This is a genomic window from Arthrobacter horti (assembly GCF_030731045.1).
In the GTDB taxonomy this organism is placed as follows: domain Bacteria; phylum Actinomycetota; class Actinomycetes; order Actinomycetales; family Micrococcaceae; genus Arthrobacter_E; species Arthrobacter_E nanjingensis.
Genome location: NZ_JAVALS010000007.1, coordinates 14,907 through 32,741, shown reverse-complemented (window position 1 = coordinate 32,741; position 17,835 = coordinate 14,907). Strand labels below are relative to the sequence as shown.

Below are 17,835 nucleotides of genomic sequence, written 5' to 3'. Positions count from 1 at the left end.
TCTCCCTTGGTCCCGCGGTGATCGGTGGATGCCGCGGGGTTGCCGGCTCCTTGCCCCCGGTTTCCCACCTTAGCCGACGGCGGCCGGGGCGGACGTGCGAGAGGCTGTGACCCGGTGTCCAGTGATGACCAGGGGAGATGCCCGGGAAACGGCAGGACCCTCCCCGCCCGGAGGCGGGGAGGGTCCTGGTCCGCGAATGGATCAGCCGAGCGTGGCGCCGAAGGCCAGGCCCAGGAGGTAGGTGGCCGCTGCGGCGCCCAGGCCGATGAGCAGCTGGCGCAGCCCCCGGGTCATGGGCGAAGTGCCGGAGAGCAGGCCCACGATGGCGCCCGTGCCGAGGAGCATGATGCCCACCAGGATCACGGCGAGGATCAGGCCGGCCACGCCACTCATGCCGAACAGGAAGGGCAGGATGGGGATCAGCGCGCCGGAGGCGAAGAAGCAGAAGCTCGATGTCGCGGCGCCCCAGGCGGTGCCGATGGTCTCGTGTTCATCTTCCGGTTCGGGAAGCTCCGGATGGAGTGAGAGGCTCGGATCGCAATCGCAGCTGAACTGCCCCAGCCGCTCGGCGGCACGGTGCTCGGCGGCCTCCCGGCTCATGCCGCGGGCCAGGTAGACCAGAACCAGCTCGTTGTGTTCCAGGTCCAGGCGCGGGGCCGCGGCCAGGGTGACCTGGGTGGGACGGCTGGCTTCCAGGAGTTCCCGCTGGGACCGGACGGAGACGAACTCGCCGGCGCCCATGGACAGTGCACCCGCCAGAAGGCCGGCGACGCCGCTGAAGAGGACCACGTGGCTGTTCACGCCCGTGGCGGCCATGCCCATCACCAGGGAGAGGTTGCTGACCAGGCCGTCATTGGCGCCGAAGACGGCGGCACGGAAGGTGCCGGAGAGCCGGTTGCGGCCACGGGTGGCCAGGCCGCGGACCACCTCCTCGTGGATCTGCTCGTCGGCGGCCATCGCCGGGGTGGCGTGGGGGTCGGTGGCGTAGGGGGAGCGGCCCTCGGCGCGCTGTGCCAGGGCCAGGACGAAGACGGATCCGAAGTTCCGGGCCAGAAGGCCGAGGAAGCGGCTGTTCAGGGAGGCCTTGCGGCCGCTGTCCGCGTTCTCGCCGAGCAGGTTCAGCCAGTGGGCCTCGTGCCGGCCTTCCGCCTCAGCGAGGGCCAGGAGGATGGACTTCTCCTCGCCGTCACGGCGGGCCGCCAGATCGCGATAGACGGACGCCTCGGCGCGTTCATCGGCCAGGTACTGCTGCCAGCGTTTGATATCGGCCGGAGTGGCCTGGGTGGCGTTCATGAAGGTGGGCTCCTGGGGTCGTAAATGGTGGTGGCGCCCCATTGCGCAGCCCTTACTGTAGCGCGAATTTCCGCGGTTTTTCGGCCGGTTCACCGGCGAATCCGGTTTCGGTGGACCGCAACTCCGGCAGGGCCTGCAGCGTGAAGAGAAGCTCCCGGCCATCACGCCGCCCGGTGGCCGCGACGCGCACCGACAGCGTGCCGGCGTCGTTCCCGTGGCCGCTCCAGCGAGGCCGGCGGACGGCGCGCGCGAGGGCGTCCAGCAGCTGATGCGGCTGGGGACAGAAGAAGTGGCGCTCGCCGTCGGGCAGGAAGAGGGTGACGCGGCCGCTCTGCGGCTCGACGGAGGGGAGGACGTCCATGGACGGGCCTTTCGGCTTGCTCTTGCCCCGCCGGTGGAACGGGGCCGCTTCTGCATCCGAGCCACCCGTGAACATGGGGTTGGCGGGTGGCCAGTCGGAGCTTGGCGCCACCTCTCGTGAAGCTTCCTTCACCATAGGGCACGACGGCGCGCGGCGGCTCCCCGTGACGCCCTCGCCAAGTCATATGACGTCTTGCGCCGGGCGGGGGCGGGTCTCAGAGTTGCGGAGCAGGCATATCTTGATCACTGGTACTAAACTCGCTTGCAACAGTCGCGTGTGAGTCAGGCCACGTTCCAGCCAAGGGCCCGCGCAGCAGGTCAGCTAAGGAAAGCACCATGAAAGCCCTCCCCATCGAGCCGAGCAATGCGCCGATCAACATCGGGTCCCGGATCAGGGCCGCACGCAAGGCCCAGCGGATGACGATCGAGCAGGTCGCCGAGGTCACAGGCCTCACCAAGGGCTTCCTGTCTCGTGTGGAGCGCGACTTGACCTCGCCGTCGGTGTCCTCCCTGGTGACCCTGTGCCAGGTGCTGTCCGTGGGCATCGGGGACCTGTTCGCGGCCACCGACGTGACCCTGACACGCGCCGCCGAGGCTCCACGGATCTCCCTGGGCGGCGAAGGAATCGTGGAGACGCTCCTGACCGGCCGCTCCGAACGCCGGCTCCAGCTCCTGAAGGGCGTCATCGAACCGCGCGGCAAGGGTGAGTCGGAGCTGTACTCCGTGGACTGCGATGTGGACGTGCTGCACATCGTCAAGGGCCGGCTCATCCTGATCATGTCCAACGAACGCTATGAGCTCTCCGAGGGGGACACCCTCAGCTTCCCGGGCCGTGAGCCGCACAGCTGGCTCAACCCCACGGACGACGAGGTGGAGGTCCTCTGGGTCCTGGTCCCGGCGGCCGCGGCGTAGGAGTGTCCCGGTCCTCGCGTGACCTCGCTGTCCGCCGCCTGAGATCGCTACGAACCGTAGCGATCTCAGACGGTCCATAGCGAGCTCAGCGGAAGGAGACGCCGGCGGCGGACAGCCGGATGGTAGTGGGCCGGACCGAGGTGGGCGGCTCTAGCCGACGTGCACCCAGGGGCGGCGGGTCACGTCCGGTTCGGCTTCGCGCAGGACTTCGCGAGTGACCGGTGCGATCTCGCCTTCGCCGAAGAAGAGGTACTTGGTCAGATTGGTGATCGGATTGCCCTCAGTCCAGCGGAAGTAGATGTGCGGCATGAGGCCGGTGACATCGCGCAGGTGCAGCAGCACGGCGGCCAGGGTGTTGGGCACATTGCCGCTGTGCACCTCCAGGACGCGGTAGCCGTGCCGGATCTTGCCCTGGACCAGCAGTTCCTCTTCGAAGTCGGAGCTGTCCTCCACGACCACTTCGACGAACATGACGTCCGTGCCGGGCAGGTGGCTGGCCAGCTGGGCGTGCTTGAACTTGGTGATGTAGCGCTGTGCGTCCGTGGACTTCGGCTCGTGGGCGATGAGCCGGATGGGGCCCTCGTCCTCCGAAGCCAGGAACTGCAGCGCGGTCTCATCGAGCTTGATGGTGGTGGCGCGCAGCTCGAAGGAACGGCGGACGCGGGAGGCGAAGCTGACCACCAGGATGGCGGCGATGAAGACGATGGCGATCTTGAGGCCGTCCGGGCGCTCCACCATGTTCGCGATGGTCGTGTAGACGAACACCGCCGCCACCAGGCCGAAGGCCATCATGGTCTTCCGCTGTTTGGCGGTCCGGGCGGCGAGGGTCACGGCCACGGAGGCGGAGGTGATGAGCACCAGCACGCCGGTGGCGTACGCGCCGCCCTGGGCGTCCACATTGGCGTCGAAGATCACCGTGATGATGAAGCCGATCAGGGTGAACACCAGCACGAGCGGGCGGATGGCGCGGGCCCAGGCCGGGGCCATGCCGTAGCGGGGGAGGTAGCGGGGCACCAGGTTCAGCAGGCCGGCCATGGCGGAGGCGCCGGCGAACCAGAGGATGGCGATGGTGGAGACGTCATAGACCGTGCCGAATCCGTTGCCCAGGTACTCGTGGGCCAGGTACGCCAGGGCGCGGCCGTTGGCCTGGCCACCGTCCTCGAACTCCTTGGCGGGGATGAGGATGACGGTCGCCAGTGAGCTGGAGACCAGGAAGGCGGACATGATGATGGCGCTGGTGGTCAGGAGCTTGTGGGCGCCTCGGATGCGGCCGGCAGGGTTCTGTTCGGTGTCACCGTGCGCGCCGCGGATCTGCGGCATGACGGCCACGCCGGTCTCGAATCCGGACAGGCCCAGGGCGAGTTTCGGGAACACCAGGACGGCGAGTGCCACCATCATGATCGGGTTGCCGTGCTGCTGGTTCAGCGCGGTCCACCAGTCGCCCACCATGACGGGGGAGGCGAACACGTGGAGCAGCGCCACCAGGACCACCACCAGGTTCAGTGCCAGGAAGACCGCCACCAGGACCACCGCAACGCGGATGGCCTCGGAGAATCCGCGCAGGAACACCACTCCCAGCCCCGCCAGAAGTGCCAGGGTGATGACCATCTCCTGACCGTGCAGGAAGTCCGGAGCGTACGGGTTGTGCGTCAAGTGGGCCGAGGCGTCGGCCGCGGAGAGCGTCATGGTGATCATGAAGTCCGTGGCTGCGAAGCCCAGCAGCACCAGGACCACGAGCTTGCCGCCCCAGCGGGGCAGGAGGCGCTCCAGCATGGCGATGGAGCCTTCGCCACGTGGGCTCTCCTTCGCCACGCGGCGGTACACGGGCAGTGCGCCGCAGAGAGTGACCAGTACCAGGATGATGGTGGCCAGCGGGGAGAGCAGCCCTGCGGCGAGCGCGGCGATGGCCGGCTGGTAGCCCAGGGTGGAGAAGTAGTCGACGCCGGTGAGGCACATGACCTGCCACCAGGGCTTCCGGTGGTGCTGGTCGGCCAGGCCGTGGGGCCCGGTCTGCTTTCCGGCGCGTTCGGCGGTGTCCGCCAGGAGCCATTCGCGCAGAGTGGTGCGCCTGGGCGGCTCGGATGGATCCGCCGGTACGCGGGTGAGCGTGGTCACGAGTTCTCCTGTTGATGCTGGAAACGATCGCTGTGGACAGTTTCACGCTAGGACGCCTGGACCGGCCTGGCGAGGGATCTTTATGCATCCTTTATGTGTTCTTTCAGCAACGGCGGAGAAACGATGGACAATCAATTCGGTAAACAGACGTTGCATGACGGGAAACAAAGGTCCTATGATGGTGATCACAAGACCTGCCCCGTCCGGGGGCGTTCAGCTGACGAGTGAAGGACGCGCACATGGAAGAGCTCCGCATCGAGGCCAACGGCAACCTCGGCCCCATCGATTCCTCCCGGATCCCGCGCTACGCGGGGGCGGCGACCTTCGCCCGCCTGCCCCGCCTGGACCAGGTGGAGAAGGCGGACGTGACCGTCGTCGGTGTCCCCTTCGACTCAGGCGTCTCCTACCGCCCGGGTGCCCGCTTCGGCGCCAACCACGTGCGTGAGGCCAGCCGCCTGCTCCGTCCGTACAACCCGGCCTGGGACGTCAGCCCGTTCGAGAACGTCCAGGTGGCCGACGCCGGCGACATGGCCGTCAACCCGTTCAACATCAACGAGGCCATCGAGACCATCCAGCAGAACGCCCTGGACCTCACCGCCAACGGCAGCAAGCTCGTGACCCTCGGCGGTGACCACACGATCGCCCTGCCGTTGCTGCGTGCCGCCGCCGAGCGTGCCGGCGAGCCCATCGCCATGCTGCACTTCGACGCACACCTGGACACCTGGGACACATACTTCGGCGCCGAGTACACCCACGGCACCCCCTTCCGCCGCGCCGTCGAGGAGGGCATCCTCGACACTGAGGCCATCAGCCACGTGGGCACCCGCGGCCCGCTCTACGGCAAGAAGGACCTCGACGACGACCACCGCTTCGGCTTCGGCATCGTCACCTCCGCGGATGTCTACTACCAGGGTGTGCTGGAGACCGTGGAGAAGATCCGCGAGCGTATCGGCAGCCGCCCGCTCTACATCTCCATCGACATCGATGTCCTGGACCCGGCCCACGCCCCCGGCACCGGCACCCCGGAGGCCGGCGGCATCACCAGCCGTGAGCTCCTCGAGATCATCCGCGGCTTCCGTGGCATGAACCTGGTGGGCGCCGACGTCGTCGAGGTCTCCCCGGCCTACGACCACGCCGAGATCACGGGCGTCGCCGGCGGCCACGTCGCCTATGAGCTGGTGACGCTGATGGCGGACTCCGCCGTCCCCGGCGACCGCTTCGGCGCCCCCAATGGCTACGCCGCCCAGGCTCTTGGCCAGGAGAACCGCCGGCCGGCCGGCTTCGGCGCCTGACCCACTTCGCACCGCCGACGACGGCGCCCCGGGACACCGGGGCGCCGTCGCCGTTTAAGGAGCATCGCCTCAGGGCCTGTCCTGCGAGGTGCGCACGGGGATATCCTCTAGGCGGATTGTTGGCCGGTAGGCCGGAAAAACCGTCCTCCTGAAGGATGATCTCGCACCGTTCCCGCTAAATTGTCAGACCCTGTTCATTAGGCTGGATTCCATGCTCCTGACGCTCATCAAGCGCTACTCGAAGCCGTACCTCGGCTACATCGCAGCTGTGCTCATCTTCCAGTTGGGCTCCACCATCGCAGCCCTCTATCTCCCCAGCCTGAACGCCCAGATCATCGACCAGGGCGTCACCAAGGGGGACACCGATTACATCTGGCGGACCGGCGGAGTCATGCTCGCCGTCGCCTTCGCCCAGGTGATCTGCGCCATCCTCGGCGTCTACTTCGGTTCCAAGACCGCCATGGCCATCGGCCGGGACCTTCGCGGTGCCGTGTTCCACAAGGTCACCAGCTTCTCCGCCAAGGACGTCAACAAGTTCGGGGCCCCGTCCCTGATCACCCGCGGGACCAACGACGTCCAGCAGGTCCAGATGGTCATTCTGATGGGCCTGAACTTCATGGTCTCCACGCCGATCATGTGCGTGGGCGGCATCATCATGGCACTGAAGGAGGATGTCAGTCTGTCCTGGCTGGTCTGGGTGGCCGTTCCCATCCTGGTGGCCGTGGTGGGCTACCTGGTGGTCCGCCTGATCCCGCTCTTCCGTGGCATGCAGGGCAAGATCGACCGCATCAACGCGGTGCTGCGCGAACAGATCATCGGCATCCGCGTGGTCCGGGCCTTCGTTCGCGAGCCCTACGAGAAGGACCGGTTCGGCGTCGCGAACAAGGATCTGACGGATGTGTCCCTGAAGATCGGTTCGCTCTTCGTCCTCATGTTCCCGGCCATCGGCATGATCCTGCACCTCTCCACCGCGGCCGTCCTCTGGTTCGGCGGGCACCGTGTGGATGAGGGGCAGATGCAGGTCGGCTCGCTGACGGCGTTCCTCTCCTACCTGCTCCAGATCCTCATCGCCGTCATGATGGGCACCTTCATGGCCATGATGATCCCGCGCGCCACCGTCTGCGCGGACCGCATCGGAGAGGTCCTGGACGTGGAGCCGTCCATGCAGGAACCCGCCAACCCGACCGAGCCCACCGAGCTGCGCGGTCATGTGGAGTTCCGCGACGTCACTTTCGCCTATCCCGGGGCTGAGGAGCCCGTGCTGAGCGGCATCTCCTTCACCGCGGCGCCGGGTCAGACCGTGGCCATCATCGGTTCCACGGGTTCCGGCAAGACCACGATGGTCTCCCTCCTGTCCCGGCTGTACGACGTGGCCGGCGGTGCGGTGCTCCTGGACGGCGTCCCGGTGCAGGAGCTCGCGCGTCCGGAGATCACCAAACGTGTCAGCATGGTGCCGCAGAAGCCGTACCTGTTCTCCGGGACCATCGCGGACAACCTCCGGTTCGGCCGGACCGCGGCGGAGGACCACGAGCTCTGGGACGCCCTGGCCGTCTCTCAGGGCGAGGACTTCGTCCGCGCCAAGGCGAACGGTCTTGAGTCCCGCATCGCCCAGGGCGGCACCAACGTCTCCGGCGGCCAGCGCCAGAGGCTGTGCATCGCCCGGGCCCTCGTGAGCCGGCCCAAGGTCTTCGTCTTCGATGACTCCTTCTCCGCCCTGGACGTGGCGACGGATGCCCGCCTGCGGAGCGCCCTGAAGAAGACCACGTCGGACGCCACGGTCATCATCGTGGCCCAGCGGGTCTCCACCATCACGGATGCGGACCAGATCCTGGTTCTGGACAACGGCAGGATCGTGGACCGGGGCACGCACCAGGAGCTGCTGGTCAGCAGCCCCACTTACCAGGAGATCGTCGAGTCCCAGCTGAGTGCCGAGGAGGCAGCATGAGCGGCGAGAACAGATTCGCCGGCCGCGGGAAGCGCGGCAAGCAGGGCGCCGCGCCGGAGGCCCCGGCCGAGGACGCCCTGGACCAGACGTCTGTCGCGGTCCTGGAGGACGGGATCGAGGACGAGGAGTACAAGCCCACCGAAGCCGACGGCGGCGCGTGGGGGAGTACTCCGGGCAAGAAGGCCAAGAATTTCTGGCCCAGCGCCAAGAGGCTCTTCGGGCTTCTGAAGCCGGAGGCCGCCGGGGTCTGGTTCGTGGTGGCCCTCGTGGTGGTCTCCGTGGTCCTGAACGTCATCGCCCCGAAGATCCTGGGCAAGGCGATGGACGTCATCTTCGCCGGCGTCATCGGCAAGAACCTGCCCGCCAACGTGACCAAGGACCAGCTGGTGGCCGGGCTCAAGTCGCAGGGCCAGGACAATCTGGCGGACATGCTGGCCAAGATGAACCTGATCCCCGGGCAGGGCATCGACTTCCAGCAGCTCAGCTTCCTGATCGCCTCGGTGCTCCTGATGTACTTCGCGGCCAACCTGTTCCTCTGGGCTCAGGGCTATGTGCTGAACCGCATCGTCATGAAGGTGGTCCGCCGCCTGCGTGACGAGACGGAAGCCAAGCTGAACCGGCTGCCGCTGAATTACTTCGACACCCGCCAGCGCGGTGACATGCTCTCCCGCGTGACCAACGACGTCGACAACGTCCAGCAGGGACTCCAGCAGGCCTTCTCGCAGCTGGTCTCCTCCGTGCTGACGGTGCTGGGCATCGCCGTCATGATGTTCGTGGTGTCCTGGCAGCTGGCCCTGATCGCCCTCATCGCCCTGCCGCTGTCCGCGGTCGCGGCCGGAGTGATCGGCAGCCGGAGCCAGAAGCTCTTCGCTGCTCAGTGGAAGAACACCGGTGAGCTCAACGGTCAGATCGAAGAGTCGTTCTCCGGCCATGATCTGATGCGTATCTTCGGCCGCGAGGACGACATGATGGAGCGTTTCGAGGCCAAGAACGAGGCACTGAACAAGGCCGCCTTCGGGGCCCAGTTCGTCTCCGGCATGATCTTCCCGGTCATGCAATTCGTCTCCTACCTCAGCTATGTGGGTATCGCCGTCGTCGGTGGTCTCCGCGTCGCGGCCGGTCAGATGTCGCTGGGCGACGCCACCGCGTTCATCCAGTACTCGCGCGAGTTCAGCCAGCCGCTCGGCCAGATCGCCGGCATGGCCAATATGCTGCAGTCCGGAGTGGCGTCCGCGGAGCGCGTCTTCGAGTTCTTGGACGCGGATGAGCAGGATCCGGAGACGGCCACCGAACACCTCCCGGCCAAGACCGACGGCCATGTCGAGTTCCGGCACGTGACCTTCAGCTACACGCCGGACAAGCCACTCATCGAGGACCTGTCCTTCACGGCGGAGCCGGGCCACACTGTGGCGATCGTCGGCCCCACCGGGGCCGGCAAGACCACCTTGGTCAACCTGGTCATGCGGTTCTACGAGCTCAACGGCGGCCGGATCACCTTGGACGGGGTGGACGTGACGCAGCTCAGCCGGGCAGAGCTCCGCTCCAAGGTGGGCATGGTGCTTCAGGACGCCTGGCTGTTCGGCGGGACCATCTACGACAACATCCGGTACGGCAAGCTCGACGCCACCGAGGAGGAGATCATGACGGCGGCACGGGCCACGTTCGTGGACCGCTTCGTGCGCGCACTTCCGGACGGCTATGACACCGTGATCGATGAGGATGGAAACAACGTCTCTGCCGGTGAGAAGCAGCTCATCACGATCGCGCGGGCCTTTGTCTCCAACCCGTCCTTGCTGATCCTGGATGAGGCCACCAGCTCCGTGGACACCCGCACCGAGCTGCTCTTGCAAAAGGCGATGGCAGCTCTGCGCACCGACAGGACCAGCTTCGTGATCGCACACCGCCTCTCCACCATCCGCGACGCGGACACCATCCTGGTGATGGAGGACGGCCGGATCGTGGAGCAGGGCAGCCATGTGGAGCTCCTGGGCCGTGAAGGGGCGTATCACCGCCTCTACATGTCGCAGTTCGCCGGGGGCGCCGAAGACGAGGAGGAGCCCGCAGCCGTGGGCGCCGCTGAATAACGCCATGCCGGAGCGTTCGCCGCACCGGTACCATGGTCCGCAGCCGGGCACCCGGCTGCGGACCATCGTCATCCGCCCCGTGCCGGATCGCCTCCGGGGCCTGTTCGAACTCAAGGGATAGTCATGCTGCTCGAGATCGCCGTCACGTCTGCCACGGGGACCGCCATCGCGGCCGCCGGCGGAGCACACCGTGTGGAACTGACCACCGGCCTGGAACTGGGCGGCCTCACGCCATCCCAGGGCCTCATGGAGGCGGGGATGGAGGCCGCCGGGGACGGACTCGAGGTGCATCCCCTCATCCGGTGCCGCCCGGGTGACTTCCTGTACTCCCGGGATGAACTGGATGTCATGGAACGGGAGATCCGAGGCTTGCTGGCGCAGGGCGCCCGGGGCGTGGTGCTCGGCGCCTTGCGGCCTGACGGTTCGGTGGACCGGGAAGCGATGGCCCGCCTGGCGGAGTCGGCACGGGAGGCCCGTGAGGACGCCGAGCTCACCTTCCACCGGGCCATCGACCAGGTGCGGGAGCCGCTCGCCGCGCTGGACACGGTCATCGCCCTGGGATTCACCCGCATCCTTTCGTCCGGCCAGCGGCCCACCGTGGCCGCCGGACTGGCGCAGCTGCGGACGATGCGGCGGCACGTTGGAGACCGGCTGCAGGTGATGGCGGGCGGTGGACTGGCCCTCGCGGACATCCCTGCGGTCCGTGAGGCGGGCCTGGACGCGATTCATCTGTCCGCCAAGAAGACCGTGTCCACCGCCTCGGCCGGCTCCGTCTCCCTCGGTGCGGCCGACGGAGCGGATCCCACCGCGTACATGGTGACCGATGCCGGCGTCGTCCGTGCCGCACGCGCCGCGCTCGACGCCTGAACAGAAAGCCCCCCACGACGGGGTGTGACGAATAATTTCTCCAGTCGTCACAGAGTCACACCGTATGACACCCAATGCTTGATCTCTCAAGTTTTCGGGACGGCTTTGGGCTGTGATCAGCCGGAAGATCATCCTCCGGGTTGATGATCCGGGAATGCGATTGTGCGCACGGGACCCGGGAAATCCGCGAGAATCCGGGAGAAACGGGTCGAGGGACTGGAAAATATCCCGCACAACTCCGTGTTCGACATTTTCACAAAACCCTATGGAAAACTCGGTCATTCCCTGTAAACTGAGTGGGTCGATGTTTGGCACACAGCAGTTCAGGCAGTACCGAGGCAACTCGCCCGTCTTTCTGAAGCACGGTTGAAGCATCTACAACGACGGGGCGCAATCCGGCGGTCCGGAAATCTTCAGACAGGACAGCAATAGACATGGCAACTGGCAACGTCAAGTGGTTCAACGCGGAAAAGGGCTTCGGCTTCATCGCTCCCGAGGACGGCTCTCAGGACGTTTTCGCGCACTACTCCGCCATCCAGGGCAAGGGATACCGCTCCCTTGAGGAGAACCAGCGCGTATCGTTCGACATCGAGCAGGGCCCCAAGGGCCCGCAGGCGGTCAACATCACCGCTCTGTGACGACTTCCTCGGAATGAGGAAGCCACCTCGCAAGCTGTGAGGATCCCGTCCCGGTGCCACTGAACGGCAGGAACGGACCACAGGCTTCACCGGGGAGCCGGCCATGAAGGCCGGCTCTCCGGTTTTTTGATGTCTTCCCAGTGCCGGGCCGCTCGTTTCGGAGGCACAGCCCAGCCTGGAACAGCCTGGAATGCCCCGCTCAGACGGACGTGGGCTGTCCCGCGGCCGCACGGGCACGGGGCCTGCGCCCGGGAACCCCCAGACCTGCCACCGTCCAGCCTTCCGCGGCCCAGCTGTCGGCATCCAGAGCGTTCCGGGTGTCCAGCAGCAGACGGCGGCGCACCAGCTTCCCGGCCACGGCGGGGTCCAGGCGGCAGAACTCGTCCCACTCAGTGGCCAGGACCACCAGTTCCGCCCCGTCGAGGGCGGCGAGCGGTTTGGTCTCGAAACGCATCTGCGGGAAGCGCAGCCACGCGTTGTTGATGGCCTTCGGATCGGTGACCGTCACATGGGCCCCGGCCTCCACCAGTCGCATCGCCACATCCATGGCGGGTGAGTCGCGGATGTCGTCCGTGTCCGGCTTGAAGGCCGCACCCAGCACGGTCACCTGGCGGCCCGCCACCGATCCGCCCAGGAGATCCGCGGCCAGGGACACGCTGCGGGCCCGCTGCTCCCGGTTGATCGTGTCCACCGATCCCATCCAGTCCTCCAGGGCCGTCACGCCGAGGCTGCCGGCCTGCGTCCGGAGACTCCTGATGTCCTTGGGCAGGCATCCGCCGCCGAAGCCGAGCCCGGCGTGCAGATAGCGGGCGCCGATGCGCGGGTCGAGCCCCATGGCCTCGGACAGCGCGACGACGTCGGCGCCCGCCGCGTCGCACAGCTCGCCCATGGCGTTGATGAAGGAGAGCTTCGTGGCCAGGTAGGCGTTCGCGGCCGACTTGATCAGTTCGGCCGTGGCGAAATTGCAGACGATCCTCGGAACGCCCGCGCCCAGCAGAGGCGCGTACACGGCGTCGAGCATCTCGACTGCGCGCTTCTCCTGCGGGCCTTCGGCGCCGTAGACGAGGCGGTCCGGGACCAGGGAGTCTTTCACCGCGGTGCCCTGCCGGAGGAACTCGGGGTTCCAGGCCAGGAGCAGATCGCCGCGCTCGGCCAGGAGGTCGCCGAGGACATCGACGGTGCCCACCGGTACGGTCGACTTGCCCACCACGAGCGAGCCGGCCCGGGCATGCCGGCGGAGTTCCTGGGTGGCTGCCAGAAGATAGCCCAGGTCGGCGCCGTCGCCGGTCTTGGACTGCGGTGTCCCCACACAGAGGAAGTGGACGTCCGCTCCGGACGTCTCGGAGAAGTCCCTGGAGAAGCGGAGCGTGCCCTGAGCGGTGGTGTGGGCGAGGAGTTCCTCGAGCCCGGGCTCGTAGAACGGCGCCACACCACGGGAGAGGAGACGGACCTTGCTCTCGTCCGTGTCGATGCCCACCACGTCGTGACCCATCGAGGCGAGGGTGGCGGCGTGCACCGCGCCCAGGTAGCCACAGCCGATGACGGAAATCCTCATGATGCTGCTCCGTTTCGTCGAGTGTTGAAGGAGGACCGGAAGCGGACGCCCACCGGCCGGAGAGCCGGCTGGAACACCCGCCGGCGGGGGAGCGAAGCGGTCACGGTGGCTCCGTGGGCCCGGGGCCCGGCGCTCATGACCTGCCGGTAGTGCTCCACGAGTTCGTGGCCGATCGCCTGCCAGGTGCGCCCCTGGACGCTCTCGAGGGCCGCATCGGCGAATGCCCGGCGCTTCACCTCGTCGCCGATCAAGTCCTCCGCATGCCGGCGGAACCGCTCCAGATCGCCCGGCGGGTACAGCCAGCCGGTGCGCGAGTTGTCCACCAGGTCCAGAGGACCCCCTCGGCCCGTGGCCACCACCGGCACTCCGGATGCCATGGCCTCCTGGATGGTCTGGCAGAACGTTTCGAATTCGCCCGGATGGACGAACAGGTCGAAGGACGCGACGGTGCGGGCCAGGTCCTCGCCGCCCAGGAAGCCTGTGAAGACGGCGTCCGGAAGGAGTCTCTGAAGGCTCTCCCGCTGGGGGCCTTCACCCACCACCACCAGGCGGGCGCCGGGGATCCCGGCCAGCGCGCGCAGATCCTCCACCTGCTTCTCCACCGCCAGCCGGCCCACATAGCCGATCAGCCGCTCGCCGTGCGGGGCGACGGCACTCCGCCACGCGTCGTCGCGCTTGGACGGATGGAACCGTGAGGTGTCCACCCCTCGCCTCCACATGTGGACCCGGGGGATGCCGCGTCCCTGCAGCTGATCGCGGGCGAAGCGGGACGGGGCCAGGGTGCGGTCCGCGAGCAGATGGATGTTCTCCACTCGCTGCCAGGCCCAGTTCTCCAGATACGGGACGCCATAGCGGGCGGCATACCCGGGCACCTCGGTCTGGTAGACCGCCACGGTGGGGATCCCCAGCTCATGGGCTGCCTGGACGGCCCTCCAGCCCAGGATGAACGGAGAGGCCAGGTGCACGACGTCGGGTGCGAAGCCGGCAAGGATGCGCTTGACCCGGCTCACACCTCCCAGGGCCACCCGGACGTTCGTATAGCCGGCCAGCGGGACCGCCGGCAGATGCCGCACGGTGGCACCGGCCACGCTCACCGGGGCGCTGCCCGGCCCGGGAGACGGCGCGATCACCAGGACCTCGTCGCCGCGCTCCTGGAGATGGTCCAGAACCCTCAGAATCGAGTGCGTCACACCGTTCATCAGGGGCAGGAAGGACTCTGCCACGATTGCGATCCTCACCCTTCAACGGTGCGGGCCGAGCCTGACGGGCTCGCATCCCCGAGCTGTCCTGGAAGGAAAGCTTGGGTTAACGGCCAGGCGTGCCGCCCGCGGCTCCTGGCCGTTCCCGGCCCGCCCGCGTGGCAGGATGGAAGGGATGAAACTGCGTGCAGACCAGAGCGGCAACCGAGGCCTTCCCATGCCCCTGTGGCTTCAGGGAGCCCTGGAATCCGCGCAGTCGGCCATCCTGTCGGCGCTGCTGGTGCTGCTGTTCACCGTGTGGGTCTGGGCGTCCGGCGGACTGGGTTCCACGGGTGCGGATTTCATGGCCCGCCTGGCCGGTCAGGCCTGGCTCCTGATCCACGGGGTGCCGCTCACGGTCCACCTGTATTCCGGTTCCTCCAGCGCCCAGGACCTCGGAGGCCCGCTGACGCTGCTTCCGTGGGGACTCGCGCTCATCCCGTTCCTGCTCTCGTGGCGGGCAGGGAAGCGGCTGGCCCGCGCGTCCTACAGCGACCAGCTCTGGCAGGCCGCGCTCGGCGCGCTCCTCATCTATGGAGGATTCGGCTTCGCGACGGCGTTCGTGTGCGGCACGGAGGACGTGAAGATCAATCTCGTGACCGCCGCCCTGCTGCCTCTGGTGCCGGTCCTGGCGGGGCTGACCTGCGGTGCGCGGCGCGAGTCCCGCTCCTGGAGCCGGCTGATCGGCGTCGAAGCGGTGGACTGGATCTCCCGCACCAGCCAGCATTCCCGCTGGGCGGGCTCGTATATGTGGACCGTGGTCCGTGCGGCGTTCCTCGCGATCATGGCGGCACTGTCGCTGTCCGCGCTGCTCCTGGTGGTCTCGCTGGCGGTCCATTGGGCCGGAATCGTCAGCGTCTACCAGGGACTGGGCGCTGACGTCTCCGGCGCCGCGGTCCTCACCCTGGCCCAGGCCGGCTATCTCCCGCACCTGGTGGTGTACACGCTCTCCTGGCTGAGCGGGGCCGGATTCAGTCTGGGCACCGGGTCCGCGGCAGGGGCCTTCGGGACCGCGGTCGGCCCCGTCCCGGCCATTCCGGTGCTGGCCGCCGTTCCGGCCGGGCCTGCGATGTTCGGGCCCGTGGGCGTCCTGGTACCGGTGATCGGTGGCGTCCTGGCGGGGTGGTGGTTCCTGCGAGAAGGCGAGAATCACTTCGATGAATGGCTCTCCATCCGGATCCGGACACGGTGGTTCACGGCCACGGTGTCCACCGTGGTGCTGGCCGCCGCCATCGGAGCGGTGGGCGGCGTGTTCGCCCTGCTGCTGGCCTGGGTGAGCCGTGGCTCGCTCGGGCTGGGCCGGCTCAGTGACATCGGTCCGGACCCGCTCCGGCTGGGCGTCTTCGTGGCCGTGGAACTCGCCGCAGGGACCGTGCTCGGCCACGCCTCCGCCCCGTGGCTGGAGCGCCGTCAGCTGAGTGAACTGCCGGAGCCGGCCGGCGCCACACGGTCCTCCTTCTCCGCCAGCAAGTCGGCGGACTGAGGCCAGGGCCGGGGGCGTCTTCTCGGCGCTCTGAAGCTGCCAAGTTCCGGGCGGGAATCCGCACTCGATAGTCTTGGACCATGCGAATTGTGGTCCTGGTGTCCGGAAGCGGATCGAATCTCCAAGCAGTCATCGATGCCGTGGCCGGTGGCGAACTGGGGGTGGAGATCGCCGCCGTGGGCGCGGACCGTGCCGACGCCTACGGTCTGGTCCGGGCCCGGGCGGCCGGGATCGACACCTTCACCGTCGAGTTCGGCGACTACGCCGAGCGGGCGGCCTGGGACGCCGAACTGACCCGTGTCACCGCGTCCTACGCCCCCGACGTCGTCGTGTCCTCCGGCTTCATGCGGATCGTCTCCGCGGCGTTCATCGATGCTTTCGGCGGGCGCTATCTCAACACCCACCCGGCGCTGCTGCCCGCCTTCCCGGGCGCCCACGGGGTCAGGGATGCCCTGGCTTACGGCGTGAAGGTCACGGGATGCACCGTGCACTGGGCCGACGCCGGAGTGGATACCGGACCCATCATCGCGCAGGAGGCGGTGGCCATCCAGGAAGGCGAGGACGAGGACTCCCTCCACGAGCGGATCAAGCAGGTGGAACGTCGACTCCTTGTCAGCACACTGTCAGACATCGCCCAGAATCGGTTGCTATAAAGAAGCGCACCCCCGCAAGGAGATGTCCGGTACGGTCTCGGTGCGCCACATCTGATGGAGCGTCGACACCAGACATGAGGAGCGGGGATGGATTCCTGGAAACCGATTCTTGACATTGCGATCACGGGTCCACGGTTTCTCCTCGCGTGGACGATCCTCAGCGCGCTCCTGGTGGTCTACCTCTTCCTGAAGCGGCGCCGTGGGCGCTGGTTCCTGGTGGCCCTCGGTTCCCTGGTGGTGGGCACCCTGGTGGGCCTGGCCGTGTGCTGGTACATCCAGGACGTGGACAACACCTTCGGCGAGCCTCTGCTCTTCGAGGACTGGTTCTGGGCGCCGGCCGCGGTCGCCGGGATCGCCCTCGCGGTGGTCAACCTCCGGGGCGGCCGCTGGTGGCGCACCGTCTTGTCGGCACTCTCGGTCATCGTCTTCCTCGCCACGGCCACGTTCCAGATCAACGCCGCCTACGGCCTGAACCCCACCATCGGCGCCCTCCTGGACATCAACACCGCCTCCACCGTCAGGGTTCCCTCGAAGGGGACCTGGCGGGCTCTCGACGCGGACGAACCGCTTTACAAGAGCTGGCAGGCACCGGACGGGATGCCCGATGTGGGCCTCCGCGGCCGCACCCCCGCCCCGATCCCCGCGACCCATTCCGGGTTCAACGCACGCTGGGCGGGCCTCTACCTGCCCCCGGCCGCCCGCGTGAAGAACCCTCCGCTGCTGCCGTTCGTGCTGCTCATGATGGGCCAGCCCGGATTCCCCAGCCCCATCGGCGTCGGCGACGTGGCGGATGCCATGGCGAAGAAGAATCACGGCCTGGCACCAGTGATCCTGGTGGTCGATCAGCTGGGCGACCCGTCCCACGACCCGCTGTGCCTGGACGGGCCGCTGGGCAACGTTGAGACCTACGTGATGAAGGATGTGCTGCCCTGGGCCCGCGCGAGCCTGCCCATCCTGCAGGACCGCAAGCACTGGTCGTTCCTGGGGTACTCCAACGGTGGTGTCTGTGCGAGCTACTTCGCGTCCAAATACCCCCAGGATTTCGGGAGTTTCATCTCGGTGTCCGGGGAGGAGTTCCAGGGCTCGGAGAAGCCGGCGCAGGTCCTGGCCCAGTTCTTCAAGGGCAATCAGGCCGCCTACAACGCGGTCATGCCCCGCAACATCATGCGCAAGCACGGCAAGTACGCGGACATGATCGCCGTGTACACCGCCGGCACCAAGGACCCGAAGTACACGGCCGCTGCCAAGGAATCCGCGGCGACGGCGCGTCAGGTGGGCATGAAGACCTACTTCCTGCCGGTGCCGGGCGCGGGCCATGTGGGCCCCGCATATGGTGGAGGCATCCAGGAGGCGTTCACCGTATTGTTCCCATACTGGGGCCTGGCGCCTCCCGCCTGACG

14 protein-coding genes and 1 riboswitch are annotated in these 17,835 nt (G+C 67.6%); of the genes, 9 read left to right on the top strand and 5 right to left on the bottom strand.

Features of this window, described 5'->3' with window-relative positions:
* Nucleotides 1–201 precede the first annotated feature (201 nt).
* Both Q9R02_RS10975 and Q9R02_RS10970 read right to left on the bottom strand, forming a co-directional pair.
* Nucleotides 202–1,293, bottom strand: a complete 1,092-nt coding sequence (locus tag Q9R02_RS10975) for a VIT1/CCC1 transporter family protein (protein WP_305996732.1) — start codon at nt 1,291–1,293, stop codon at nt 202–204.
* Nucleotides 1,294–1,345: 52 nt separating this feature from the next.
* The gene (locus tag Q9R02_RS10970; RefSeq protein WP_305996731.1) at nt 1,346–1,654 is read right to left on the bottom strand and encodes a hypothetical protein; all 309 of its coding nucleotides are present in this window, start codon (nt 1,652–1,654) and stop codon (nt 1,346–1,348) included.
* Between the two features lie 13 nt (nt 1,655–1,667).
* Nucleotides 1,668–1,776: riboswitch (SAM riboswitch) on the bottom strand.
* Between the two features lie 213 nt (nt 1,777–1,989).
* Here Q9R02_RS10970 and Q9R02_RS10965 point away from each other — a divergent pair.
* Nucleotides 1,990–2,565 carry a helix-turn-helix domain-containing protein gene (locus Q9R02_RS10965; RefSeq protein WP_305996730.1) on the top strand — a complete coding sequence of 192 codons (576 nt, stop codon included), beginning with the start codon at nt 1,990–1,992 and terminating at the stop codon, nt 2,563–2,565.
* A 150-nt stretch (nt 2,566–2,715) separates the two neighbouring features.
* Here the strand turns inward: Q9R02_RS10965 and Q9R02_RS10960 are convergent, their stop codons facing one another.
* On the bottom strand, nt 2,716–4,680 hold the full coding sequence (locus tag Q9R02_RS10960; protein WP_305996729.1) for an APC family permease: 1,965 nt from the start codon (nt 4,678–4,680) through the stop codon (nt 2,716–2,718).
* Between the two features lie 239 nt (nt 4,681–4,919).
* Here Q9R02_RS10960 and speB point away from each other — a divergent pair, with 239 nt between their 5' ends.
* From speB to cspE, 5 genes are all read left to right on the top strand, one after another.
* Complete coding sequence (gene speB / locus Q9R02_RS10955) at nt 4,920–5,972, top strand: agmatinase (protein WP_305996728.1); 1,053 nt, start codon at nt 4,920–4,922, stop codon at nt 5,970–5,972.
* A gap of 211 nt (nt 5,973–6,183) precedes the next feature.
* Nucleotides 6,184–7,917: an ABC transporter ATP-binding protein gene (locus tag Q9R02_RS10950; RefSeq protein WP_305996727.1), complete on the top strand. Its 1,734-nt coding sequence runs from the start codon at nt 6,184–6,186 to the stop codon at nt 7,915–7,917.
* Nucleotides 7,914–10,001 carry an ABC transporter ATP-binding protein gene (locus tag Q9R02_RS10945; RefSeq protein ID WP_305996726.1) on the top strand — a complete coding sequence of 696 codons (2,088 nt, stop codon included), beginning with the start codon at nt 7,914–7,916 and terminating at the stop codon, nt 9,999–10,001. The genes Q9R02_RS10950 and Q9R02_RS10945 overlap by 4 nt, the downstream gene beginning before the upstream one ends.
* A 123-nt stretch (nt 10,002–10,124) precedes the next feature.
* Entirely contained in the window at nt 10,125–10,868 is a 744-nt protein-coding gene (locus tag Q9R02_RS10940) for a copper homeostasis protein CutC (RefSeq protein WP_305996725.1), read from the top strand.
* A gap of 434 nt (nt 10,869–11,302) precedes the next feature.
* The gene (gene cspE / locus Q9R02_RS10935; protein ID WP_305996724.1) at nt 11,303–11,506 is read left to right on the top strand and encodes a transcription antiterminator/RNA stability regulator CspE; all 204 of its coding nucleotides are present in this window, start codon (nt 11,303–11,305) and stop codon (nt 11,504–11,506) included.
* 199 nt (nt 11,507–11,705) lie between these two features.
* Here cspE and Q9R02_RS10930 read toward each other — a convergent pair whose 3' ends face one another.
* Nucleotides 11,706–13,061 (bottom strand): UDP-glucose dehydrogenase family protein, encoded by a 1,356-nt coding sequence (locus Q9R02_RS10930; protein ID WP_305996723.1) that lies wholly within the window; start codon nt 13,059–13,061, stop codon nt 11,706–11,708.
* The gene (locus tag Q9R02_RS10925; protein WP_305996722.1) at nt 13,058–14,299 is read right to left on the bottom strand and encodes a glycosyltransferase family 4 protein; all 1,242 of its coding nucleotides are present in this window, start codon (nt 14,297–14,299) and stop codon (nt 13,058–13,060) included. The genes Q9R02_RS10930 and Q9R02_RS10925 overlap by 4 nt, the downstream gene beginning before the upstream one ends.
* Before the next feature lie 136 nt (nt 14,300–14,435).
* Between Q9R02_RS10925 and Q9R02_RS10920 the strand changes: the two genes are divergently transcribed.
* The 3 genes from Q9R02_RS10920 (at nt 14,436) to Q9R02_RS10910 (ending at nt 17,833) form a co-directional block, all read left to right on the top strand.
* Nucleotides 14,436–15,782: a cell division protein PerM gene (locus Q9R02_RS10920; RefSeq protein ID WP_305996721.1), complete on the top strand. Its 1,347-nt coding sequence runs from the start codon at nt 14,436–14,438 to the stop codon at nt 15,780–15,782.
* 80 nt (nt 15,783–15,862) lie between these two features.
* Nucleotides 15,863–16,435: a phosphoribosylglycinamide formyltransferase gene (gene purN, locus Q9R02_RS10915; protein ID WP_305996720.1), complete on the top strand. Its 573-nt coding sequence runs from the start codon at nt 15,863–15,865 to the stop codon at nt 16,433–16,435.
* Between the two features lie 87 nt (nt 16,436–16,522).
* Nucleotides 16,523–17,833: an alpha/beta hydrolase gene (locus Q9R02_RS10910; protein WP_305996719.1), complete on the top strand. Its 1,311-nt coding sequence runs from the start codon at nt 16,523–16,525 to the stop codon at nt 17,831–17,833.
* The last annotated feature ends 2 nt before the right edge of the window (nt 17,834–17,835 follow it).